Here is a 22,335-nt window from a genome sequence, read left to right on the forward strand (position 1 = left end):
GCTTGATTCACCTCCCTTCAGGACGTTTTGATAGCTTCGATGCTGTCCTTCAGCTCCTGCAGAAGTGCTGTCAGATTCGTCTTTTCAGCATCCTGTCCGGCAGGGCGTTTGTAAATGTCCTCCGGCCACTCCTCAAGCGTTTTGCCGAGCACCCGTCCGGCAAGGTCTCGTAAATCATTTGGAGAAACGGCTCCAGCTGTAATAAAAGGACCGAGCACTTTCGCAATCTCAAGCGGATCACGAAAGTCCGGTCCTTTTAATGTCAGCCTCACATCATGAAGATTCAGCTCCGGCAAAAGCAGTGTGTTCAATTTGTTGACAAGCGTTTTCCGCTCTGGCTGAAACACCTGCTCCTCCGTAATTTTTCTCGCTGTATCAGCCGTAGCCCGGTTGTATTCCTGAGCTTCTCCCGTATAAAGCGGCGGCAGACGGAAAGCAGAGCGCAGCTTATTTCTGCTTTTTTCATCATATTCAAGAAACAAGGCGTCGTTTTGCAGGATTTCCGCAAGGGATTTGATTTCCACAGAAACCGGCGTGATATCTTCACCGCCGTGAAGGTCCTTCTCCTTCGCGATGCCTTCCGCCTCAATCAGAAGAAATTTATGGGCGTTTTCCACACCTTCAAGGTCATTCATATACTCCTGCAGTTCCCGGTAAGAAGCTTCAGACAGCATCCCGTTTTCCACCGTAATCGCTGCGGGTACGTGACGCCCCTGCTTAAAGTACATAAAATTGAGCTCTTCCGCTTTCCGGGCGCCGTATAAATTGACGATATTGCCTACCCAGCGGGGCACGCCGTATACGCCGCTTCCGATTTTAAGATGGATCACTTCGTTTGCTTGGTGCTTTTCAGCCAGTGTGCTGACATATTCGCCCGTGCGCATGTCCAGTTTTCGAGGATCGCCGTATTCTTTGAAAAATACTTTTTTTCCATTGATCATCTGCACAAATTTCCGAAACCGTTTTTGCCTTTTGATTCTCTTCACTTTTCCGTTTTCTTCATACATAAAAGATACTTCGACAGGCTCGCCGGCTCCGCATACGCGCATATATTTCACATCCAAATATTCAATGCCGGCCGGTTTTCCCATCCCGTCGCGAAGCACTTCCATAAAGCCGTTTCCGGTTTTTTCCCTGTCTTCAATGGCATAGCCTAAAATCATTTCAGCAGATTCATCAAAGTGAAGGCATTTGTAAAAGGCTTCAAGTCTGGCCCAGTCTTTTTCCGCTTTTTTCTTTTTCGCCTGGTCGACATCAGTGGCGTTGACATCAAACGTGTACTCCACATCAAAACCAAAACCAGTAATATTCACTCTGTACGCATCAATGCATTGCTGAAGAATGGTTGAGTATTCAGCAATTGTTTTGAGCTCGGTGATATTGTAGGGCGGAGCGATGATATCCTCTCCGTACAAATCAGAAAACTCGTCTTCATAAATTTGCTTTGTCTGAGGAGCAGATGCATTGGCTTTTAAAACCGTTGCTCTGACTGTTTGATTGTGCGGCATTTATGACCTCCTCCTTTCTCGGTTCGGACGGATTCGTTTTTGCGCTGTTTCCTTCACATCTGCGACCTCATAATCATCAAGCGCATACCAAATAGCAGAAAGCGTATGCGGATCGATCGTGAATTCATCCTCAATCAGCGCACCGTTTTTATCTTTGGCATACGTCAGTGTCTTGAGCTCATAGATGACATTTTCACAGCGGTCCGAACAGAAAATTTTTTTGAAGCGTTTGACCTTTTTGGTGTATTGAAGCCTGGAGCCGGGAAACTTCCTGGCTCCGACCATCCGAAAACCCTGCTGGCGGAAATATTGAATGCTCTTCGGCTCAGCGGAGTCGGCTTTGATCATTTCCTGTGTTTCAACCAATTCCCGCAGCTCCTCAGCCGTCTTGTCATCTGTCATTTTGTTTTTATAATACTCCCAATAAATGTAGAGATATTTCTTATCAGGATCGACGGCGAGACGGACGACAGCATTGTAGGATTCTTCAAAACCAAAATCCATGCCTGTGCGAAGGATCGGCTGGCTGATGGCCGCAATACGTTCTTCGATACGGTCGTGCGGAAGCACCTCAAATTGCGGCAGCACCCTGATTCCATTGACGCCGAACCTGCCTTTACGGGCAATTCGGTATAAGTCAGGATCATATTCCTTCAGTCCGTCAAGCTGCTTGATATAGCTTTCGGGGAGGAAGAGGTTGTCGTTTGCCGTGGAATGATGGTAATACGTATCTCTCCTGACAAGTGTCCGCTTTTCGTAAAGCTCGCTGTCATCCAGCACAAACCGCTGATTGCGTTCATCCCGAAAAAAATGCCGGTACGTCCAATTGGAGGTGCCGACGGGATTGGTGGTGCAAATCATGTGCAGCTTCAGCTCAGGGTGGCGAAGACGGCCGATTAATTCCTTAAAGCCTTCATACTTCACCTCAGAGCACTCTTCAATCCATATTAATGAAATGTTGTGTACAGATTTCAGCTTCGCCGGGTTGTCCATCCCTTTGAACATGATCCGGCTGCCGTTTTGAAACCGCAGCTGAAGCGGGGAAGAAAGTGCTGCGGCTGCCTTCGTGAGACCAAGCTCTTCAATCACCTCTTCAAATAAAGCGAAGGTCGAATCCCGGTGGGTATCGAACACCTCGCGTATGACGAGCGCCGTCCGCTTTTCCTTCAACAGCTTTAACACGATTTTCAGCGCCGTATGATAGCTTTTTGATGAGCCGTAGCCGCCGACGAGAAACTGGTACGTCTGCTCCCAATTGAACACGTAATCTTCAAAATGAGGATTGATTTCTTTTACAATCATGCCTTGTCCTCTTTTCGTTTGATCATGATTTCAATTGGCTCGCGGCCGTCATCAGTTTTTTCCGCTTTTTGTTTCGCGAGCTTTAACTTCTCATTTTCTATTTTTTGTTTAAATTGATCCGGAAACAAATCAAAGTATAATGACAGCTTTTCAAGTGCTTTCATCTTATCGGCAAGCTTAATGGCGATGCCTTCCTTGCCGAGCTTTGCCTCCGTGACAATCGTGCCGTCAACGAGACCGGAGTCTTTGACGTCGACAAAGCTGATTTCCTTCATGATCGGGTTATCATCTTCATCAAACAGCGGTCCCGACTTTCCGACGGCCTGCACCTCTTTTTTGCCAAAGGTCACATAATCCGTGATATCGGCGAACGCGATTTTGACATATACCTGCAAAACGTCCATCGCTTCAATAAACACTTCATTCACCATTTCTTTTTTTATCCGTCTGATTTCAGCGGCAACCTTTTCATTCTTTAACAGCCGGCAGCCCGTCACATGGGCGCTGTCCGGAGAATAGCCCGCCTTGATCGCTGACTGTGTCGCATTGAAGCTTTTTACGTAGTACAGGCAGAACAGCCGCTGCCGTTCATTTAATTCATCATTTTCTATGCGGCGCTGCTTATGTCCGTTTTCAGAAAACAAGGCTTCTTTCCATCCGTCCTGTTTTTTCCAGATGCCGATTGTTTTCGCCGAAACGCCGATTGTGTCTGCAATGGCCCGGTTTGTGATATTTCCTTGATGGTGCTGATAGATTGCTAATGCTTGTTCTCTCTGTTGTGTTTTCATGCTACGGCATCACCGCCACCTCCAGCATGGATTTCTATTCATAAAAGCGGCCGGTTATGCCGGCCGCTTATGTGTCATGCTCTTTTCACTTATAGGTGGCAAACGTATGACAAGCATTCAGGCAAGCGATCGGTTCATTTCCTCCTGCTGTCTTTGCATCTTTAATAAAGCCCGTTTGATTGTTGTCTGCACAGTTGATTTTTTGACGCCAAGAAGATCGGCAATGCGTTCATAAGAAAAGCATTCCACCTTGTGCAGCAAAAACATTTCTTTCTCCCTGTCCGTTAAAAGGGATAAAGCTTCTCGGATTCTCTCCCTGTCTTCCTCAGATACCTGTCCGTCCGGCTCAAACATCATATCGCAAGAAAATGATTCTATGATTCTTGGATCTTTGACCATCAGCCGCTGATACGCATCACGCCGGTCAATCGCCCGTCTGATGCCGGGCTGTCTTCCTTTTTCAAGCCATTCTGTTACATATTCAAGGTCTGTGATGATGTTTCTGATAATCTTTTTATCCTTCATGTCCTCAGCTGAGAGCACTGATTCATCTGCTTCAGCTAGCGGTTTATATTGTGTTCTTGTTTGTTTTAATGTGCGTTTATATTCAAATAATAAGTCTAGCATTCTATGATTCCTCCTCATTTGTGCAATAAAAAAGCGGACACCAATCAACGCACAAATGCTGTGCATGTTGATCAGTGTCCGCAGGCTTTCCGTCTTGGACGTATTCTTTTTTCGCTTTAGTTTAATTTGTAGCCGATTTCAAATTCTACGCGGGCAAGGTCTCCCTTTCTCGTTTCAACAAGCGTTTTCCCGTGCTCCGGAGCTTCTGTGATCCAGGCTTCTTGCTTTATGCCGTCGACTATAATAACGCGGATTTTCCCATCCTCAAGCTGGCTGTCGAGCGTGATGGAATCAATATTTACGAGTTTTTTAGGGTTGATCATGTGTCATTTCCTTCCTTTCGGGTTGAGCGCTTTTGTTGGCTTCTTCTAATACCTTTATGATGTGCTCCTTGGAGTGAGCGGAATTCCCGTTTAGAAAATCCAGCGCCGCTTTAGCCGCTTCCTTCAGCTCAGGTGCGGCTGCCATCAAGTTGGCATTGCTTATTTGCGAAAAAGAGCTGAGGTCAAATACAGCGGCGATCAGCCGGCCGTTTGAATAAGGGAATCTCTCTTTTTCTTCTTCACTGTAAGCAGAATAGATATAAATTGGCTTCGTATCTCCGCTTGCGACAGCACGCCACGGCGCAGGACTCATTTCAAATTGTTTTGTTTCCGGCATCTGCTTCACTTCCCGTCATCCTTGTACCATTGTTCGATGTTTTTTTCTGTCCGCTTCGCCCGAAACAGCAACGCGAACAGAGCAGCCAGCTGTTTAATCACGGGCATTCAGCCCCGCTTTTCCGGCTGTCAGCATTTGTTCCAGCTTTTGAATAACCGGCGTTAAATCATTGCCGGACCGGCAGTTAGGACATGGATGAAAAACCGCTCCGATCCCGGTATGTTCAACAATTACTTTCTTTGTCTTACAGAGCTTGCACATTATCTGATGCCCTCCAATCTATGATTCAGGTCATACGCTGTTCCTTTGATAATCACTAAGTAATCACTGCACATTTCATAGATTCTCGTGCCGATCGCTTCATCAACCCGGACGAGCGTTTCAATCGTAAGCTCGCTTGAAAGCAGAATCGGTTTATGATTTAAGTAGCGGTAGTTCAAAACGGAATACATTTGTTCCAGCTGCCAATCAGTGGCGCGCGGTTTGCCGTTTACCGGTTTAAAGAGATCATCAATGAACAGCACGTCTGCCTGCTTTATTCGGTTCAGCTTGGCTTCCAAAAGATCAAAATCATTTTTTAAATCAGTAAAGCCTTCAACGAACGGAAAATAAATGACCGGCACATGGCGCTTTCTCATCAGGTCATTGGCCGCAGCGGTAAGAAGATGTGTTTTCCCGGAACCGGGCTGACCCAAAAGAGCGATGCTGTTTTTCCGGCTGTCCTTGATTTGTTCATAATCCGCCACAAACTCTTTGGCGCATTCAAACGCGTCCTTGACGGCCTGTGGCTTCCCTTGGGTGCGGAATTCATGGAAGCCAAGCTGTCTGAAAGCAGGTGTAATTTCACTTGCGCCAAGCAGCCGTTTCACTTTTCGTTCTGCCATACAGCTGCACATTGTCCACACTTCCAGACCGTCTTGCCGGCTGAGATATCCTCCCTGATCCTTGCAGCGCGGACAATCATACCGGCTTGCGTCTGATTCGGCCGGTTTGTCCGCCAGTAATGGACGTCTCCCTTTTCTCAACTCGTCTAAAATCTGCTCGATTGTATGTTTTGTCATTACTTTCATTCCTCTCATGTTGTATTGCGGCGGTCTTTTTGGCTTGCTGCGCGAAAAATCGGTCTTCGATGAATTTCGAACAGTAGCGAAAGGCCTTTATCGTTTCTGAAGCAGCGGTTCGCCGGTTTTCAAAAGCTTGAAAACATTCCTCAAGCCATTTGATTGTTTGCGTTACAGGAACGCCGATGGCGACAATACGGGCGATGGCTTGATAATCTCTGGAGGAAGGATACACGGTGCGTCCTTCTTGAGCCGACCGTAATTGTGTAAACCGCTTCGCAATGTGATCCACTGCATCATCAGCAGCAGTATATGTTTTTGTTTTATCTATATTAGAGCGGTCTTCTTTGTCCTGTGCCAGCGGCGAAAATGACCGCTCATTATCGCTGCGGTGCGCAGTTTTGTCCGATCTGAAGCTGAATTTTTTAGAATGCTTCACAGAAATCATGAGTCCGTATGGCGCGCGGGCAGCCTTTATGTATCCATGGCTTTCAAGAAGCTCCAGCCATCTTCTGACTGTTTTTTCACTTACACCGAATACGGCCGCCATCTCTCTTGCTTTTAATGGCTTATGGCCGAGCACAATTCCCCAGCTCACGCCTTCCTTTTCAATTTCTTTTGTCGTTGAGCTGATAAACCAGAGAAACAGCCACAGGGCCGAGCCTATTTTGTCGTAATGTTCTGAATTCAACAGCCCTGAATACATGGGAAAAGGATAGCTTTTATCCATTTTCATTGCGTTTCACCTCTTCTTTTAACAGCAAGTACGCTTGAAATTGTTCTCGATTTTCAAAATGGAATACCGGAAGGCCGCATGCCGTAAAAGAAATGGAGCCGCCGGATTGTGCGAGATGGCGCTGATCTATCGGATGTTCACTAAAAACCATTTGAATCGGATGCATGTAATCACTCCCCCGATTTGTTTTCGATACAATTCGTATCAACTGTTACCAAGTATAAACGATACATTCTGTATCATCAAGTTATTTTTGATACTTTTTTTATCATAACTTTATTTTGATACAGATTGTATCTATAATCATAAGTAACTTAGGGAGTTAAAAAAAGAGAGGTCATAGTATGATAGGCGGCAGATTGAAGAGTCTCAGAGGAAAAAGGACACAGGAAGAAATCGCATCTCACATCGGTGTATCGCGCGCACGATATTCTCATTATGAAAACGGGCGAAGCGAACCTGATTACGACACACTGCAAAAGCTGGCTGATTACTTCCAAGTGACAACGGATTACTTATTAACAGGAAAAGAAAAAAAATCTGATGATGATATGTTTTCTGATCCGGACTTGCAGCTCGCATACCGGGATATGCAGGATTTTTCCCCGGAAAGCAAGCAGCAGGCCATCGAATTTATCAACTATTTAAAAGAAAAAGAGAAAAATCGGAAACCGAAAAACAAATAAATCTTTCTCTGTTCTCTAAAACATATAAAAAATAGACCGATATAAAGAAAAAAGTGTTTATTTTTTAAAGAAAAGGGAAAGATTTCAACACACATTTTAGCCCTAAACGGGCTTTTCTTTCTCGCTATAAACAGAACGTATGTTCGAAAGGGAGTATTCAATTGGGCGATTACTTATCACATCTGGAGGAATACGTAAAAAATTTATACAGCCGGCTGGGCATCACCTCTCCCCATCACATTGACATGCTGAAAATCGCAAACGATCTTGATATATGGGTTCATTTCGAGGATATGGGAAGCATGATGGTGAAATACGACGGCATGTACAGTATCATATTGAACCAAAGAAAGTCCCAGGAAGAGCAATGGGAGGATTTTGGTCATGAACTGTGCCACGTATTAAAGCATGCAGGCAATCATTTTCAGATGAACAAGCTCTTCAGGGAGCTGCAGGAATTTCAGGCGAACCAATTTATGTACCACTTCTGTGTGCCAACCTTTATGCTGTTGCAGATGGAACTGCCGCAATGGAGAAGTCAGGCTCTTGCAACCATTGCGACGGTATTCCGGGTAACAAAGGACTTTGCTGAGAAAAGACTTGAAATGTTTGAACGGCGTAAAGCAGGTATTCAATTTCAGAAGCGGCTTGCTTACTTATTATCACATAAGCGGCCAAATGCGTACGAGGAAGGCGATCAGCAGCACTTGCAGGTCGCTGAAGAAAAAGCGTTGTATCAAATCGGCAAATACAGCTGATCAAAAACAGGCTGAGGACATTTGCCCTCAGCCCGGCATAGATATTAATATTTCGACATCGGAGGCATGGTATTCTGCAGCCACATTGGCGCCGGTTTAAGATGAGGCGCAGATGCGAACGCAATCGGAGCCGGGATATACCTGAACTCGCCCCGGCCGTCAAAGGCTTCGCCATGAGCCCATCTTCCCTGTGAGCTTTCATCCCCTCTGGAAAAGTTAAACAGGTCATAGGATACTTCCTGCTTTTCTAGCTCACGCGGAAATGTCGTGGGAACGACAATATCCCGTTCTCTTTCTTCCAGCTCTTTAATCGCTGCATACCACATATTTTGATGATAAGTATCCCTTGCAATCAAAAATGACAGCATATCCCTTACACCGGGGTCATCAGTCATGGCGTAAAGCCGTGTCACCTGAAGGCGCCCCTGGGCTTCCGCATTTAAGTTTGCACGGAAATCCGCCAGCAGATTTCCGCTTGAGATAATGTATTTTGCATTCCACGGATAACCCTCACTATCTGATGCCATCGCACCCAAGCCGGACACAATAGCGTGCTGAGGATTCATCCCTGACATCACTGCTGCAATAGCGGGGTTGCTTTTATAAGCATTCTCCTGTACATCAGCAGGAGAATCATCCAGAAGCCTGGAAATCATCGTAGCCAACATTTCCACATGTCCGATCTCTTCCGTCCCCACATCACATAGCAAATCTTTATACTTGGCATCCGCCCTGCAGTTAAAACCCTGAAACAAATATTGCATCATCACACTAATTTCACCAAATTGGCCGCCCAGCACCTCTTGGAGCTTTTTCGCATAAACAGGATCCGGACGGGAAGGCTTTGCCTGATATTGAAGCTCTTTAATATGATAAAACATCGTTTATTCCTCCCTGCGCATTCAAACAATCACAGCATATGAAGGAATAGGCAGTTATTGCAGGTCCTACTTGCTTCTTTCATAAAAACCAAGCTTAACGGCATTCACATATCGAGAAAAAAGATTGTTTTCTATGTATTGTCCCTTACGGCAGCCAAAATTGTGAAACAGCGCGCTCCGCTGCGCCGTACTCAGTTCCAGCTGCAGCCCCATCTCCCTTTTCGTCCGATTGACGATATTTTGCGGATGAACACCTGCCAGCCGGTCTTTTTCACTGACCAGTTCCGCACTGAAACCTGCCTCATTCAGCAACTCGCAAATGGCTGCTGCTTTTATCCGATCCGCGCCCCCGACCAATGTATGCGGCTTTTTCAGATCACGATAGCCGTGAAATGCCAGCGCGAATCGGTGGGCGTTAACTTTTTCTATGGCAAGCGGTTCATCAAAACGAGTGCTTGTCAGGTGGAGCGAACGGTTGTTGTGCTGCTTCAATCCTTCAAAAATATAAATGGAACTTTGATCAGCAAATGCCCGCACCAGTTCGCTGACGCCCGGCTCAATTCTTCCGCCGTGAGGGCCGAGGACAATATGCTCGCTCCCGCTGTTCTCTTCATAAATAATCCGGTACTCCGATTCAGACGCAGAAAGAGATAAAAAACTGTCATACATATCTTTCATGTTAAGCGCTCTCCTTTATCAGTCAGCACCAGTTTACTCTACTCATCTATGAATGAAAACCTTTTTATCGTATTTCCATATCAGGAGATACATGAAGGGATTTATCGATATATTGCTGAAATGTGTCAACTCTTTCAACAGCTGAAGCGATAGAAAAGTAAGCACTTATTTTACTAGAAAGAAAAACTGGGGCGTTTAAATGGGGGCGTTATGCGGTCGATCTACAGGTGGATGAAGTATAAATGTTATAAATCATTCTTTTAAAAGGCTTATGTAAGCTGGCACGCTATCCATTTTTATCAGTTTGTTTTTGAAAACAGCCTTTTTTTGATGACGAATACATTTGACCATACCATCTCTTTTTTAATCCATATAATAAAACTGATCAAACATTAAAGGAGGGGTTAGTATGGGTTATTATAAAAAATATAAAGAAGAGTATTACACTTACAAAAAGAAGTACTACAAGAAGTATTACGACCACGATAAAAAGTATTATGATGATCATGAGAAAGATTATGATTGCGACAAAAAGTACTATGACCATGACAAAAAATATTATGACCACGGCAAAAAGTGTTATGATCATGACAAGCATGACTATGATTACAAAGTAGAATATAAAAAGTATTACTAAACCTGTAACTTTCTATTTCTTTTCCCCGGTGATCACCGGGTCTTTTTATTTTCTATTTGATTGCTCGAAGGTTTTTGCTTTTCTAGATTTCTTGTTAACTTTATGCCTAGCAAATTGTTCATAACTCTTAACATCCTATTATGACGCGGCGCTCTCCTGCTGTGCCAAATCAGTCAAAAGGTTCTCGCTGCCGTTTGTATGTAAGGGAAAAAAGGAAACTCCATTCAAGTGAAGCTTCCTTTTTATCATTATAGTTTTTGTTCCATTTTAGCTTTCGTTTTCGGCCCGTAAATGCCGTCTGCCGTTAATCCGCTGACAGATTGAAAGCGTTTGACAGCATTTGCTGTTTTTGGCCCATATACACCGTCCACCCCATGATTCTTCGCCCCTTTATCAGGATAAAAATAAAGAGCTGCCAGCGCAGTCTGAACCTGCTTTACTTTTGTGCCTTTTGTCAGCGGGCTCGTTACTTTGATTACCCCCGATGGCAGCGGGTAAGAGGATGCGGCATGGCTTTTAGAGGAAGAGGCAGTCCCGGAAAGCTTGATCTCCTGTCCGACTTTAATGTAATTTGGATCAGTGATGTGATTTAAGCTTTGCAGCGTTTTCACACTGACACCGTGTGATGCTGCGATGCCGGATAGCGTGTCTCCTTTTTTCACATGATACACTTGCGCAGAAGGAGAAGCCTTTTTCGCTGAAACGCTGCCGTTTAATTCCGCTTCAATTGCCGCCTTGACTTGCTCCCAGCGCCCCTCTGATAAAATGCGGTGCGGGCAGTATTTTCCGTTCCAGTCTTGGTGCTTTCTGACTCGATCAATTCCCCAGCCCCGCTCCTTCAAAAGCTGTGCCACAAAAGAGATCGCCAATGCCTCTGCTGCCTCGTACTTTGGGCCTCCCGATTTGCTGTAGCAAATTTCAACGCCAATCGACTTGCGGTTGCCTGTACCGTTTGTGCCGTCACCAGTATGCCAAGCGATACGGTTAAGCGGCAATCCTTGAATCACCTCTTTATCATCAACCGCGAAATGAAAGCTTGTCGAGCTGGTGTTCCCGATCATGTAGCTGATTTCGTTGGCAGCGGACGCGTCGTTTGCCGTGTTGTGAATGGTAATATATTCAGCGGACATCGCATTCGGGCATTTCAGGGCGTACTTTGCCTCAGAAACCAAATTTTTCTTCACTTGAATGCTCACCTATCATCTCTCCTTTTTCTTTTTTCATCAATAGGTGGCATTCGTAGGACGAAAAGCACCGCTATATGGATAATTGTGCTAACCTAGAGTTCAAAAGGGGGAGACATTCTTGAATACGTACTTAATGCTGACTACGAGAACAGATCAATTCAATCAGAAGCATGCAGCCGGTCACTATGAATTTTTGGACCGTTTGCAGGCAGAAAAACGCTTAAAAATGTTCGGGCCTTTCAGCGACGCCACAGGCGGAGCATACGTCATCAAAGCGGGTTCACTGGAAGAGGCGCGCGAAATCGGACCCGCTGATCCATTGGTGTTCAGCGGGTCCTCTGCGCTGACCATTAAGGAATGGAAGCTGAAATAAAAAAGACCCTTCCGCAACCGGAGGGTCTTTTCTCGTCATCATCATGTTTGATTGCGTGCCGCAATATGAAATGTTTTTCCCTCTGCATCTGCTGTTTCTCCTGCATGGACCATCACCTGAGTAAAGCTGAACCCGACCGCAACGAGCAACAAACCTGTCATCCATTTAGATTTCATATAAACAATCTCCTCTCTGGATTTGTTTTTGTGCGTGCACCATTTTCTCATAAAAGGAAAGTGCTTTTTCAGGCTGTCCGTTCTCTATATAGTATTGGGCAGCATCATGCGCCAGCTCTTCAATGTAAGGATACAGCATATGTTCTTCAAGAAATTGAAAGGTGTGTGAGACTGATTCTGTGTCAATGTTTTTTCCGTATAACGCATGTAAAAATTGAAAAAGCTCCACGAATAATTCATCACTATACTGACGGGCGATTTCCAATCCTTGACAATATTGCTTTTGCGCTTCGGCATCATTTTTTTGTTTATACAGAACTTGTGTTAATGAGTAGATAGAATGCGGAAGATTATCGAACTTTTCCGACTTGCAAATAGAAACAGATTTCTCAAAGTATTCGGCTGCCTTTTGCAGTTCACCCATTTTCTCGTAACAGTTTCCGAGATTGTAAAGGGCCGAACTGATCAGGCGGGGATTGCCTTCTTTCTTTGCAAGATCTAAAGCCAGTTCTAAATGGGGCAATGCTCTTTCTGGATACTGCATATCATCATAATTACCTGCAATAACGAATTCACATTGGATTCTGCGGACAGTGTACGTTTCATACATCTGATACGTTTCTAACGCCTGAACGGCATAGCTCATAGAGACATAAGTCTGCTTTAAATTGTAAAAGATCTCAGCCATTTTAAAAGCAAATTCAGCTTTTTCAATGTCGTCTGACACAAGGGCAAGGTTCTTTTCTGCCCTCTTATAGTACATCATGGCACTGACAAACATTTTCTGCTTAAATTCATACATCCCGCGAAAAAAGTTAAAGTAGTATTCGAGCAGTCCTGTCAGCTTGTACTGATTCCCCTCGATGTCTTCTAATAATTCTGAAAACTCTAGCTGCGAGGTGTCCTCTCCCAAAGGCTTAATGTAATCCAGCATAACACGGTGCCTAAATTCCATTAAAGAATAATACAGCAGCAAATCTTGATCTTCTTCCATATCCTCGATTTCTCTTTCTACTTCGAGCTTGACCCGTTCGGCTTCAGCTATGTGAAACTGCCGGATATGGGTATACCATTCATTAATTTTAAGCCCGACATAAGAGGACGGAATAGTCTGCTTCATCCTCAATTAATCCCCCCTTTTATATACCCGAGATATGTCATATTTTATCATATTTACAAGAAAAAGAAGAACGCAAAAAGACCGCAATTGTCGAATTTCGGCTAACCGCAAAAAAATACAATCACTTCTCAGCATATTGCTTGTTAATTTATGCCCATTGATATAGGATTTCATTGCACCATTTATTTTTACATATGGAGGAGATTCTATTGAGCCAATCCACTCAAATTGTGAGTCACTTTTTGTCACATCGCAATGTGACGATTGAGCTGACAGAAAAAATCAGCAAAAATCATTACAGCTACAAACCGACGGAAACATCAATGTCAGCAGAGGAGCTTGTCAAGCACATCCTGACGTCTTTCCATCTGTTCGCAAATGTCATTAAAGAAGGCAATGCCTCACCTTTTCAAAACCAGCAGGAAGAAACAGAAACAGATCTCAATGTTTTGGCTAAAACGTATACAGAAAAAACGGCTGCCATCCTTGAGCAGCTGACTGAGGAACACCTTGACAGAGAAATTGACCTGACAGCCTCTTTCGGAAGAAAAGTCACTGGCAGCGCATTGCTTCAGCTTGCGATGGAGCATGAAATTCACCATAAAGGCAACCTGTTTGTTTATGTAAGAGAAATGGGTCATACGGAGCTGCCGTTTTATCAGCAGCGTATGTAACCTAAAAAAAGATACCTGATCTAAAGGTATCTTTTTTTATTGCCTTCAGTTCACAACCGTATCCAATACACCGCGATTCCCAGTGACAGCCGGTATTTGCATATAGCTGACTGGCTGACCTCATTCAGCCAAATACCGCCCCGAATGACCTGTTTTAACCGGTCAAACTCAACCCCATCTCGTCCTGACACTCATTATAGGGCAAATGAATAAAGATATTGAGCATACAAAAATCAAAGAAACACACGTACAAATATTCAAAAAATTTAATTGATTAAAGCGACCTAATCATATATAATCTGATAAAAATAGTCGGGTTTTTCAGGAGGCCTTTATCATGAGTGTTAGCATCATTTTGATGGGTTTGTTAGTCGGTGTCTTAGTCGGATTGACAGGTGTAGGCGGAGCTGCGCTTTTAACTCCTCTTTTAATAGTGCTTGGAATCAATCCTTCCATTGCGGTCGGTACGGACCTTGTCTATAACTCGATCACCAAGCTGTTTGGTGTTGCGTCCCATTGGCGGCAGAAAACAATCAATTTTAAATTGGTAAAATACTTAGCCATCGGCAGTATTCCGAGTGCTTCTATAGCCATTGGCATACTTCATTTGTTCCCCGCCTTCCACCAGCATCAGGAAGAGATTATTAAACACGCTCTTGGTTATGTGTTGACCCTAGTTGCCATTTCGATTATCGTCCGCCTGTTTCTGGACAAAAAACTTCGCCCGAACCGCTGGCAGCTGATGCCGCTAGAAGATAAGCGGATGCTTACGATTCTTATCGGTGTCGTGTTTGGATTTATCGTCGGCTTAACGTCGATCGGTTCCGGCTCGTTGTTTGCGATTGCTATGCTGTACTTATTTAAAATGAAAACATCCGACATTGTCGGAACAGATATTGCGCATGCTTTTCTGCTCGTTACTGCGGCAGGTATTTTAAATGCAAGCTTCGGGAGCGTTGATTATTTGTTAGCGGCCAATTTGCTTATCGGTTCCATACCGGGGGTGCTGGTTGGCAGTCATCTCTCACCTAGATTTTCACCCCGTCCGCTGCAATTTATTATGGCATCCATTATCTTAATCAGCGGCTTGAAGCTGATTTAATCAAGAAGGCTATCCTGTACAGGATAGCCTTTCTTGGTTTATAACGTCACACCCGATTTAAAAATGGCAAGCTCTCTGAAGTCATTTTTTTCGTGATTCACAAGCTCTCCGCTTGCAACCTTCGTGATATAATCGATAAACTCACGAAGCACAAATTCCTCACGAACATCATCCTCTGCTAAGAGGCCTGCGTTAAAATCAATCCAGTGCGGCTTCGTCTCGTACAGCTGTGTATTCGTCGCCACCTTTACAGTTGGAACAAAGGTGCCGAACGGCGTGCCACGCCCCGTTGTAAACAAAACAATGTGACAGCCGGCCGCAGCCAATGCGGAGGAGGCGATTAAATCATTGCCTGGCGCGCTCAATAGTGTCAGTCCGTTTGTCTGAAGCACTTCACCGTATTTTAATACATCTGAGACAGGAGAAATCCCCGCCTTTTGCGTGCAGCCCAGCGATTTATCCTCAAGGGTAGAAATGCCGCCTGCTTTGTTGCCTGGCGAAGGGTTTTCGTACACCGGCTGATCATGCTGTATAAAATATTGTTTAAAATCAATGATTAAATCGACAATCTTATGGAATACCTCTTCATTGGCAGCCCGCTGCATCAGCAGCGTTTCCGCCCCGAACATCTCCGGCACCTCCGTCAGCACCGTGCTGCCTCCCTGCGCAATGATATAATCAGAAAATCGTCCGAGCAATGGGTTCGCTGTGATGCCGGAAAAACCGTCAGATCCCCCGCATTTCAACCCTATTTTCAGTTCAGAAAGCGGGATGTCTTCCCGTTTATCCCCTTTGGCCGCTTCATGGATGTCCTTCAGCAATGCGACACCTGCCTCCATTTCGTCTGTCACCGACTGGGATTCGAGAAACTTCACCCGATCCTTGTTGACATCCTGAAGCGCTTTTTTCATTGCTGCCAGCTCGTTATTTTCACAGCCGAGCCCCAGCACCAAGACACCGCCGGCATTTGGATGGCGAATGGCGTTCAGCAGGATTTGCCTAGTATTTTCGTGATCATCGCCAAGCTGTGAGCATCCGTATTGATGTTTTAGCACTAATACGTTGTCAAACGGGGCAATATCCCCCGTTTCTCTGACAAACCGCTGGAGCATTTTTTCGGCTATTCCATTGACACAGCCGACGGTTGGCACGATCCATAATTCATTGCGAACACCGGCATTGCCGTTTTCTCTTCTATATCCTTTAAATGTCCGGTCCTCATGTGTGTATGGATTTTGTTCAAATCTCGGTGTATAACTGTACGTTTGGATATCAGATAAATTTGTTTTTGTATTATGAACATGAACATGCTCCCCAATACAAATATCTTTTAACGCATGCCCGATCGGAAACCCGTATTTGATGATGCTGTCGTTTTCCTTTATATGCTGCAGTGCAATCTTATGGCCTCTTTTCATATCATCTTTTACTTCAATCGATATGCCGTCCGCGTTCAGCAGCTCTCCCTTCCGAATATCACGCAGAGCAAGCAAGACATTATCCTGTCTATGAATTTTTATAAATGATTTCACAGCACTTTCCCCCTTTGCAGACAGCATTGTTCAAGAGCCCGCTCCATTCCCAGTTCTTGAATATGATTCAAGTAATCAGCGACTCTCTCAGTCAGCTTCGGAATTTCATTCAGATTTGCTCCCCACAGCCATTGTTCTCCTAATAAGGCTGAAGCGATACGGAGCATATCTCCGGTCTCCTGATTCCAAACCTCTTGGAAAAATTGAAGAACAGCCGGGTCATCCTGCATTTCCTTCTTTCGATAAACATACAGAAGCGCGCTGAATGAAAACACTAAACGTGCAGGAAGCTGTCCCTTTTGTTCAACATATTCCTGGAGGGTCGGCAGGTTTCTCGTTTTGAATTTTGACACTGAATTTAGTCCAATGCTTTCCACATAATGTTTGATGTACGGGTTTTTAAAGCGATTCAGCACATCCTCCGCATATTGAGTAAGCCCTTCCAATTTCAAAACAGGAAGTATTTCATCATGAATCAGCTCCTCAACAAAGCGCCCCACTGCCGGATGTTCAACTGAATCACGCACCGTTTTCAAACCGTATAAAGAAGAAACTGGCGTCATTGCCGTATGCGCGCCATTTAAAATTCTCACTTTTTTCGTCCGATATGGGGTCAGATCGCTGACAATCTTTGTATGAAGACCGGCTGCCGCAAAGGGCAATTCTTTTCCAATCCAATTCGGCCCTTCAATCACCCATAAATAATACTGTTCTCCCACAACAACCAGTTCATCTTGATAGCCTAATTCCGCAGTGATCTCATTCATGCTGTCTACAGGAAAACCGGGAACAATACGGTCTACTAAACTATTACAAAACGTGTTGGCGTTCTGAATCCATTGCGTAAACCCCTCTTCCAGCTCCCATAGATCAGCATAATGCAGAATCGCTTCCTTCAGCTTTTGCCCGTTATTCTCAATCAGCTCACACGGAATCAAGACACACCCTTTTGTCTCGTCTCCGGCAAAAGCCTGGTAGCGAAAGTACAGAAAAGCTGTTAATTTCCCTGGAAATGTTTTTTGCGGCCTATCCTCTAAGCGGTCTTCTTTCTCACAAACAATACCGGCTTCGGTCGTATTAGAAATGATAAAACGCAGTGCTTCGTTTGAAGCCAACTTTTTGAACTCGTCATAGTCGGAAAACAGATCAATCCCGCGGCTGATTGAATTGATAATCATCTTTTCGTTTACCGCTTCTCCATCCTTCATTCCCTGTAAAAAAAGAGTATACAAGCCATCCTGGTCATTTAATCTTTTGATTTTCTCTGAACCTCTCGGCTGTACAACGGCGACACTTCCATTGAAATCAGTATGTCGATTCAATTGTTCAATTTGCCAATCGACAAACGCCCGCAGAAAATTTCCTTCCCCAAATTGGAGAATCTTTTCCGGATACTGTGTATAGCTTTCGTACAATTTTTTATTCAGCTTTTGCACCGTCATTGCCTCCCTTTCAGATGTATGCACACGTTAACATTTTTCAGTATAAAGAATGCCCGCTGGAAAAACGGGGCATCATGTCGTGACATTTTTTACTGAATCACGCACCATAAACTCTGTATTTTCAAAGATTTTTTCTGCTTTCGTATCCGGTGTGCTGATCAGCGCCAATAATTTTTTTGCCCCGAGCACACTGATTTTTTCAACAGGACGTTTCACTGTAGAAAGCCTTGGCGTGATATATTGCGAAAAACCAATATCATCAAATCCGATGACAGATATATCACCAGGCACGCGCATCCCCTTGGCAAATATGGCATTCATTGCTCCGATCGCCATGTCATCATTCGAACAAAAGACAGCGGTTGGAGTGTTCGGAAGCGCCAGCAGGCGTTCCATCGCCTGAAAGCCGCTCTCCATATCGTATTGCCCTTTTACACTGTATTCATGTTTGATTGGTATATGATGGCGAATCAGCGCCGCTAAGTAGCCTTCCTTTCGCTGCTGAGAGGATTTAAATCCTTCGATTCCCTCAATGATGGCGATGTCTTGATGTCCGTTTTTAATCAAGTATTCTACAGCTTCCTGAGAACCTTCCTTGTCATTGGACAATATGTTGGTAATGCCCCTGTCATCGACATCCCGGTTCAGCACGACGAGCGGGATCTTTTTTTCCCGAATATGATAAATAAAAGAATTATCAATATCACTTTGGCTCATTAAAATAATGCCGTCATATCTCATTGGTGTTACAGAGTCATAGCTTTTCAGATCATCAATGCCGCGCACATACAGATTGTACTCCTCGCTGATTGCCTGGTTTACGCCTTTTATGGTATCAGCGAAAAAACTGTGTGAGGTTCCGTTTGTGATGCTTGTAAAGAAAAGCCCGATCGTATGAGATTTTTGCATTGCAAGGCTTTTTGCATTCACATTCGGTGTATAGTTGAGCTGTGAAGCAAGCTCCAATATTTTTTTCTTCGTGTGTTCTTTAATATAAGGGCTGTTATTGAGTGCTCTGGATACGGTTGTGTGGGATACGTTTGCAAGTTTTGCGATATCTTTAATGGTTACCATCTATTTCCCTTCCTTATCATACCGGCTGCGATTCGTTATTACATATTGTATCATCAAACACACCCCCTCTCCCACGATATTTCCAGATTAATAAGAAACCGTATCATCAGCATGTGTTCCTGCTGCGCTGCCGATGATTGGCCGCACAAAACGGATGACAGCCAGTGAAGCGAAGACGGCCAGCCCTCCGGCAAGTAAAAATGCGCCAGAAAAAGTACCTGTCCGGTCGACAATAAAGCCGGTTAAAGCGGGACCGATGATGCCTGCGGTGTTGGCGAGAAAATGCATGAATCCGCCAACAGAACCGACATTCTTTTGGTCGACTACATCCTGAATAACAGCCCAGTAGATCGCGCCCGTCAAATATAAAAAGAAGACAGACAGAGCCACGAGTGTAACAGCGCTTACAGTTGTGGTGACAAGCCCAGCTAAACCAATCAATACCGCGGAAGAAAACAAACACGTGACGAGCACGACTTTACGCGAAAACAGCACGCCTTTCCGGACTGTTTTTTTGTATACATAGTCCGAAACAAATCCCCCGGCTGCCAGGCCGATAAATCCTAAAATCCACGGAATGACTGTGATGACACTCATTGACCCAACACTTAATCCCCGCTCCTCGACAAGATAGCTCGGAAACCACGTCAAAAAGAAGAAGAGGATGTAGTTGTAAGCGAAAAAAGCAAACGCCGTGAACAAGACTGTTTTTTGTTTCAGATAAAAGGTCAGCGGAATTTTCTCCTCGGGAGCGGCTTCAACTTTCATCGCAGGTGCATTGCCCATTGGCTCAGCCGGCTTTTCTTTTACGCATTTTAACCAGAGAAATGCCCAAATCAATCCGATGATCATGATGAGAACGAAGGAAACCTTCCAGCTGAATGCAACGGCGATCATGCCGACAATTGGGCCGGAAATGGCTCCGCCAAGGGGCGTTCCGCTATTTGTGACTCCGACAGCTGACGCCCGCTGAGTCGGCGGAAACCAGTTATTGACCATTTTATTGATAGTCGCCGAAAGCGGCCCTTCCCCCATTCCAAACAAAATTCGTATGATCAGCAGGCTGACAAAGCCAAAAGCCAATGCAACTGCTCCGCTGAACAGCGACCAAACGACCATGGCCACAAATAAGGTCAGTTTTGCTCCATAGCGGTCGGATGCCACACCGCCAAGAAAATTGAAAACGGCATATCCAATCGAAAAACTGCTGAAAATCAAGCCCATTTGTGTAGCGGACAGTGTGAGATCATCCTGAATGAATGGAGCTGCAATGGACAATGCCGAACGGTCCAGATAGTTAATCACACCAGCCAGGAACAAAAAAAGGATGACTGGAAGCTTATCTTTTGAAAACATCTCAACCTCACCCCTATGTTGGTTCAGTATCTGTATCTGCTTTCGTCACACTCCTGAATAAGCCATAAAACCTCCATCGACAGGAACGGTGATACCGGTGACAAAGCCTGAATAGGAATCATCCGCCAGCCAAAGAAGCGTACCGAGCAGGTCCTCCGGTTTTCCAAATCGCTTCATCGGTGTTCCCGCAATAATCTTTTTAGAGCGGTCTGTAAAGCTTCCATCCTTATTGATCAGCAGATCGTGGTTTTGTTTCGTCAGAAAAAAGCCTGGTGCGATTGCGTTAACCCTCAGTCCGGTTTCCGCAAAATGCACAGCCAGCCACATTGTAAAATTATTGATTGATGCTTTGGCCGCACTGTACGCCGGAACCTTCGTCATAGGTGAATAAGCACTCATTGATGAGATATTCACAATGGCTGGTGAGTCTGCCTTCAGCAATTCCCTTCCAAATACTTGGGTAGCCAGAAATGCCCCAGTGAAGTTGGTTGAAAAAACAGTTGAAAATCCGTTTTCATCCATGTCAAAGAATGATTGCCCTTCTCCTCCTTCTTCATATGTCTCCACATCAGTAATCGCAGCGGGATGATTTCCTCCTGCTCCATTGATTAGGAGATGAACAGCGCCAAATCGGTCAAGGATATCAGTCTTCGCCTTCTCTAGCGACGTCCTGTCCAGCACATCAGCAGAAACGGAATATGCCGTGCCGCCAGCTTTCGTAATTTCCCTCACAACCTCTTGTCCTGTTTCAGCTGATCGGTTCAGTATCGCCACCTTCATGCCATGGCGGGCAAGCTCCCGGGCCATGGCCGAGCAAAGCACACCGCTGCCCCCTGTGATAACAGCAACTTTACCTGCCAGTCGATGATGAAGAGGAATCATCATTCCACCTCTTTTTCGCCATTGATTCGTACGCGTCCCACAGTCCGCTCAAATACATGATGCCTAAAGCGCGATCGTATAAGCCGTAGCCCGGACGGCACTGCTCTCCCCAAATATGGCGACCGTGATCCGGCCTGACATATCCGTTGTAATCCTGCTTGTGCAGTTCTGCCATGACCCCTTGAATATTAATCGAACCGTCCTTTGTCAGATGAGACGTTTCAATAAAATCCCCATTTTCAAAGATCTTCACATTGCGGATGTGTGAAAATGGAGCAAGCCCTGCATATGTTTTAGCAATTTCCACCATGTCATTGGCGGGATTGGCCCCCATGGAACCGATACATAAGGTGATGCAGTTAGAAGGTGAGTCTGATATGGCCCGCAGCTTCTCATAGCTTGCCTCTCCTGTGATAATACGCGGCAATCCAAAAATCGGCCAAGGCGGGTCATCCGGATGAATGGCCATTTGAATGCCATGCGCTTCAGCAACCGGCAGAATTTCCTTCAAAAAAAATGATAAATTGTTCCACAGCTGTTCTTCATCGACCGGCCTGTAGGCCTCAAACAGTTCTTTGATCCGAGCCAATTTCTCAGGCTCCCACCCTGGGAGTGTCAGGTCAGACGCGTCTTCCACCGTCCGGATCAGCTCTTGAGGCTCCAGGCTCTCCACTTTGGCTTTTTCAAAAAACAGAGCGGTTGAGCCGTCTTCCAGCGGACGGAACATGTCGGTGCGTGTCCAGTCGAAAATCGGCATAAAATTGTAGCAAATCACTTTCACGCCAAAAGCAGACAGATTGCGGATGGTCTGCTTATAATGTTCAATGTACCGGCCGCGTTCTTCGCTGCCCAGTTTAATCGCTTCATGAACGTTTACGCTCTCGACAACCTCCGCATGAAAACCATGGGATTGTATATATTCCGTCTCAGCTTTGATTTCCTCTATTTCCCACACTTCCCCGGCAGGTTTGTGATGAAGAGCCCAGACGATGCCTTTCACCCCGGGAATTTGTTTCACGTGTTCAAGTGTGACTGTATCGTTGCCTCGTCCATACCATCGAAATGTAATATTCATCCTGCACCTCCGGATTGAGC

The 22,335-nt window shown here is 45.1% G+C and carries 27 protein-coding genes; 6 read left to right on the forward strand and 21 right to left on the reverse strand.

Annotation, left to right across the window (positions count from 1 at the left end; genetic code table 11):
- Positions 1-17 precede the first annotated feature (17 nt).
- The 10 genes from AU387_RS15505 to AU387_RS15545 form a co-directional block, all read right to left on the reverse strand.
- Entirely contained in the window at positions 18-1,508 is a 1,491-nt protein-coding gene (locus AU387_RS15505) for a phage portal protein (RefSeq protein ID WP_059336114.1), read from the reverse strand.
- On the reverse strand, positions 1,509-2,810 hold the full coding sequence (locus tag AU387_RS15510) for a PBSX family phage terminase large subunit (protein ID WP_059292952.1): 1,302 nt from the start codon (positions 2,808-2,810) through the stop codon (positions 1,509-1,511).
- On the reverse strand, positions 2,807-3,598 hold the full coding sequence (locus AU387_RS15515; protein ID WP_024121062.1) for a terminase small subunit: 792 nt from the start codon (positions 3,596-3,598) through the stop codon (positions 2,807-2,809). Before AU387_RS15515 ends, AU387_RS15510 begins: the two co-directional genes overlap by 4 nt.
- A 117-nt stretch (positions 3,599-3,715) precedes the next feature.
- Entirely contained in the window at positions 3,716-4,225 is a 510-nt protein-coding gene (locus AU387_RS15520) for a sigma-70 family RNA polymerase sigma factor (protein WP_059336115.1), read from the reverse strand.
- 116 nt (positions 4,226-4,341) lie between these two features.
- Entirely contained in the window at positions 4,342-4,548 is a 207-nt protein-coding gene (locus tag AU387_RS15525) for an XtrA/YqaO family protein (RefSeq protein ID WP_024121060.1), read from the reverse strand.
- Entirely contained in the window at positions 4,535-4,885 is a 351-nt protein-coding gene (locus AU387_RS15530; protein ID WP_415868807.1) for a phage portal protein, read from the reverse strand. Before AU387_RS15530 ends, AU387_RS15525 begins: the two co-directional genes overlap by 14 nt.
- A gap of 93 nt (positions 4,886-4,978) precedes the next feature.
- Positions 4,979-5,146, reverse strand: coding sequence for a hypothetical protein (locus tag AU387_RS20770; protein ID WP_024121058.1), 168 nt, complete (start codon positions 5,144-5,146; stop codon positions 4,979-4,981).
- A complete protein-coding gene (locus AU387_RS15535; RefSeq protein WP_082687928.1) occupies positions 5,146-5,946 on the reverse strand; it encodes an ATP-binding protein in 801 nt (266 codons plus the stop codon). Before AU387_RS15535 ends, AU387_RS20770 begins: the two co-directional genes overlap by 1 nt.
- Positions 5,846-6,682 carry a hypothetical protein gene (locus AU387_RS15540; RefSeq protein WP_059336117.1) on the reverse strand — a complete coding sequence of 279 codons (837 nt, stop codon included), beginning with the start codon at positions 6,680-6,682 and terminating at the stop codon, positions 5,846-5,848. Before AU387_RS15540 ends, AU387_RS15535 begins: the two co-directional genes overlap by 101 nt.
- Positions 6,669-6,848, reverse strand: coding sequence for a hypothetical protein (locus AU387_RS15545; protein ID WP_044156262.1), 180 nt, complete (start codon positions 6,846-6,848; stop codon positions 6,669-6,671). Before AU387_RS15545 ends, AU387_RS15540 begins: the two co-directional genes overlap by 14 nt.
- Before the next feature lie 178 nt (positions 6,849-7,026).
- Here AU387_RS15545 and xre point away from each other — a divergent pair, with 178 nt between their 5' ends.
- Both xre and AU387_RS15555 read left to right on the forward strand, forming a co-directional pair.
- Entirely contained in the window at positions 7,027-7,368 is a 342-nt protein-coding gene (xre, locus tag AU387_RS15550) for an HTH-type transcriptional regulator Xre (protein ID WP_024121054.1), read from the forward strand.
- Positions 7,369-7,529: 161 nt separating this feature from the next.
- Entirely contained in the window at positions 7,530-8,126 is a 597-nt protein-coding gene (locus tag AU387_RS15555; protein ID WP_044156263.1) for an ImmA/IrrE family metallo-endopeptidase, read from the forward strand.
- A gap of 44 nt (positions 8,127-8,170) precedes the next feature.
- Here the strand turns inward: AU387_RS15555 and AU387_RS15560 are convergent, their stop codons facing one another.
- Together AU387_RS15560 and AU387_RS15565 are read right to left on the reverse strand one after the other, a co-directional pair.
- Positions 8,171-9,007: a manganese catalase gene (locus AU387_RS15560; protein WP_059336118.1), complete on the reverse strand. Its 837-nt coding sequence runs from the start codon at positions 9,005-9,007 to the stop codon at positions 8,171-8,173.
- A gap of 66 nt (positions 9,008-9,073) precedes the next feature.
- Positions 9,074-9,685: a poly-gamma-glutamate hydrolase family protein gene (locus AU387_RS15565; protein ID WP_044156266.1), complete on the reverse strand. Its 612-nt coding sequence runs from the start codon at positions 9,683-9,685 to the stop codon at positions 9,074-9,076.
- 409 nt (positions 9,686-10,094) lie between these two features.
- Between AU387_RS15565 and AU387_RS15570 the strand changes: the two genes are divergently transcribed.
- Entirely contained in the window at positions 10,095-10,322 is a 228-nt protein-coding gene (locus AU387_RS15570) for a hypothetical protein (RefSeq protein WP_024121050.1), read from the forward strand.
- A gap of 248 nt (positions 10,323-10,570) precedes the next feature.
- Here AU387_RS15570 and AU387_RS15575 read toward each other — a convergent pair whose 3' ends face one another.
- On the reverse strand, positions 10,571-11,518 hold the full coding sequence (locus tag AU387_RS15575; protein ID WP_059336119.1) for an N-acetylmuramoyl-L-alanine amidase: 948 nt from the start codon (positions 11,516-11,518) through the stop codon (positions 10,571-10,573).
- Between the two features lie 109 nt (positions 11,519-11,627).
- On the opposite strand from AU387_RS15575, the gene AU387_RS15580 reads away from it, so the two are divergent.
- Positions 11,628-11,882, forward strand: a complete 255-nt coding sequence (locus tag AU387_RS15580) for a YciI family protein (RefSeq protein ID WP_059336120.1) — start codon at positions 11,628-11,630, stop codon at positions 11,880-11,882.
- A 41-nt stretch (positions 11,883-11,923) separates the two neighbouring features.
- Here AU387_RS15580 and phrA read toward each other — a convergent pair whose 3' ends face one another.
- Together phrA and rapA are read right to left on the reverse strand one after the other, a co-directional pair.
- On the reverse strand, positions 11,924-12,058 hold the full coding sequence (phrA, locus tag AU387_RS15585; protein WP_044156269.1) for a phosphatase RapA inhibitor PhrA: 135 nt from the start codon (positions 12,056-12,058) through the stop codon (positions 11,924-11,926).
- Positions 12,048-13,184 carry a response regulator aspartate phosphatase RapA gene (gene rapA, locus AU387_RS15590; RefSeq protein WP_082687929.1) on the reverse strand — a complete coding sequence of 379 codons (1,137 nt, stop codon included), beginning with the start codon at positions 13,182-13,184 and terminating at the stop codon, positions 12,048-12,050. The genes phrA and rapA overlap by 11 nt, the downstream gene beginning before the upstream one ends.
- Positions 13,185-13,387: 203 nt before the next feature.
- On the opposite strand from rapA, the gene AU387_RS15595 reads away from it, so the two are divergent.
- Both AU387_RS15595 and AU387_RS15600 read left to right on the forward strand, forming a co-directional pair.
- Complete coding sequence (locus AU387_RS15595; protein WP_059292963.1) at positions 13,388-13,852, forward strand: DinB family protein; 465 nt, start codon at positions 13,388-13,390, stop codon at positions 13,850-13,852.
- Positions 13,853-14,189: 337 nt separating this feature from the next.
- Positions 14,190-14,954 (forward strand): sulfite exporter TauE/SafE family protein, encoded by a 765-nt coding sequence (locus AU387_RS15600; protein WP_044156273.1) that lies wholly within the window; start codon positions 14,190-14,192, stop codon positions 14,952-14,954.
- A gap of 38 nt (positions 14,955-14,992) precedes the next feature.
- On the opposite strand, the gene AU387_RS15605 is transcribed toward AU387_RS15600, so the two are convergent.
- The 6 genes from AU387_RS15605 to uxuA form a co-directional block, all read right to left on the reverse strand.
- Positions 14,993-16,486, reverse strand: coding sequence for a UxaA family hydrolase (locus AU387_RS15605; RefSeq protein ID WP_059336121.1), 1,494 nt, complete (start codon positions 16,484-16,486; stop codon positions 14,993-14,995).
- Positions 16,483-17,922 (reverse strand): tagaturonate reductase, encoded by a 1,440-nt coding sequence (locus tag AU387_RS15610; RefSeq protein WP_059336122.1) that lies wholly within the window; start codon positions 17,920-17,922, stop codon positions 16,483-16,485. Before AU387_RS15610 ends, AU387_RS15605 begins: the two co-directional genes overlap by 4 nt.
- Before the next feature lie 78 nt (positions 17,923-18,000).
- Positions 18,001-19,002, reverse strand: coding sequence for a LacI family DNA-binding transcriptional regulator (locus AU387_RS15615; RefSeq protein ID WP_059336123.1), 1,002 nt, complete (start codon positions 19,000-19,002; stop codon positions 18,001-18,003).
- A gap of 87 nt (positions 19,003-19,089) precedes the next feature.
- The gene (locus tag AU387_RS15620) at positions 19,090-20,358 is read right to left on the reverse strand and encodes an MFS transporter (RefSeq protein ID WP_059292967.1); all 1,269 of its coding nucleotides are present in this window, start codon (positions 20,356-20,358) and stop codon (positions 19,090-19,092) included.
- Between the two features lie 45 nt (positions 20,359-20,403).
- Positions 20,404-21,240, reverse strand: a complete 837-nt coding sequence (locus tag AU387_RS15625) for an SDR family oxidoreductase (protein ID WP_059336124.1) — start codon at positions 21,238-21,240, stop codon at positions 20,404-20,406.
- The gene (gene uxuA, locus AU387_RS15630; protein ID WP_059336125.1) at positions 21,209-22,315 is read right to left on the reverse strand and encodes a mannonate dehydratase; all 1,107 of its coding nucleotides are present in this window, start codon (positions 22,313-22,315) and stop codon (positions 21,209-21,211) included. The genes AU387_RS15625 and uxuA overlap by 32 nt, the downstream gene beginning before the upstream one ends.
- Positions 22,316-22,335: the final 20 nt, after the last annotated feature.

Origin of the sequence: Bacillus halotolerans, from assembly GCF_001517105.1 — a bacterium.
Classification (GTDB): Bacteria; Bacillota; Bacilli; order Bacillales; family Bacillaceae; genus Bacillus; species Bacillus halotolerans.

Bases quoted from the DNA above. Each gene is read 5' to 3' on its own strand.
- AU387_RS15600 (WP_044156273.1), top strand. From the start codon at position 14,190: ATGAGTGTTAGCATCATTTTGATGGGTTTGTTAGTCGGTGTCTTAGTC.
- AU387_RS15525 (WP_024121060.1), bottom strand. From the start codon at position 4,548: ATGATCAACCCTAAAAAACTCGTAAATATTGATTCCATCACGCTCGAC.
- AU387_RS20770 (WP_024121058.1), bottom strand. From the start codon at position 5,146: ATGTGCAAGCTCTGTAAGACAAAGAAAGTAATTGTTGAACATACCGGG.
- AU387_RS15505 (WP_059336114.1), bottom strand. From the start codon at position 1,508: ATGCCGCACAATCAAACAGTCAGAGCAACGGTTTTAAAAGCCAATGCA.
- uxuA (WP_059336125.1), bottom strand. From the start codon at position 22,315: ATGAATATTACATTTCGATGGTATGGACGAGGCAACGATACAGTCACA.
- AU387_RS15535 (WP_082687928.1), bottom strand. From the start codon at position 5,946: ATGACAAAACATACAATCGAGCAGATTTTAGACGAGTTGAGAAAAGGG.
- AU387_RS15615 (WP_059336123.1), bottom strand. From the start codon at position 19,002: ATGGTAACCATTAAAGATATCGCAAAACTTGCAAACGTATCCCACACA.
- AU387_RS15530 (WP_415868807.1), bottom strand. From the start codon at position 4,885: ATGCCGGAAACAAAACAATTTGAAATGAGTCCTGCGCCGTGGCGTGCT.
- xre (WP_024121054.1), top strand. From the start codon at position 7,027: ATGATAGGCGGCAGATTGAAGAGTCTCAGAGGAAAAAGGACACAGGAA.
- AU387_RS15515 (WP_024121062.1), bottom strand. From the start codon at position 3,598: ATGAAAACACAACAGAGAGAACAAGCATTAGCAATCTATCAGCACCAT.
- AU387_RS15560 (WP_059336118.1), bottom strand. From the start codon at position 9,007: ATGTTTTATCATATTAAAGAGCTTCAATATCAGGCAAAGCCTTCCCGT.
- AU387_RS15540 (WP_059336117.1), bottom strand. From the start codon at position 6,682: ATGAAAATGGATAAAAGCTATCCTTTTCCCATGTATTCAGGGCTGTTG.
- AU387_RS15620 (WP_059292967.1), bottom strand. From the start codon at position 20,358: ATGTTTTCAAAAGATAAGCTTCCAGTCATCCTTTTTTTGTTCCTGGCT.
- AU387_RS15520 (WP_059336115.1), bottom strand. From the start codon at position 4,225: ATGCTAGACTTATTATTTGAATATAAACGCACATTAAAACAAACAAGA.
- AU387_RS15510 (WP_059292952.1), bottom strand. From the start codon at position 2,810: ATGATTGTAAAAGAAATCAATCCTCATTTTGAAGATTACGTGTTCAAT.
- AU387_RS15565 (WP_044156266.1), bottom strand. From the start codon at position 9,685: ATGAAAGATATGTATGACAGTTTTTTATCTCTTTCTGCGTCTGAATCG.
- AU387_RS15545 (WP_044156262.1), bottom strand. From the start codon at position 6,848: ATGCATCCGATTCAAATGGTTTTTAGTGAACATCCGATAGATCAGCGC.
- AU387_RS15570 (WP_024121050.1), top strand. From the start codon at position 10,095: ATGGGTTATTATAAAAAATATAAAGAAGAGTATTACACTTACAAAAAG.
- AU387_RS15625 (WP_059336124.1), bottom strand. From the start codon at position 21,240: ATGATTCCTCTTCATCATCGACTGGCAGGTAAAGTTGCTGTTATCACA.
- phrA (WP_044156269.1), bottom strand. From the start codon at position 12,058: ATGAAATCTAAATGGATGACAGGTTTGTTGCTCGTTGCGGTCGGGTTC.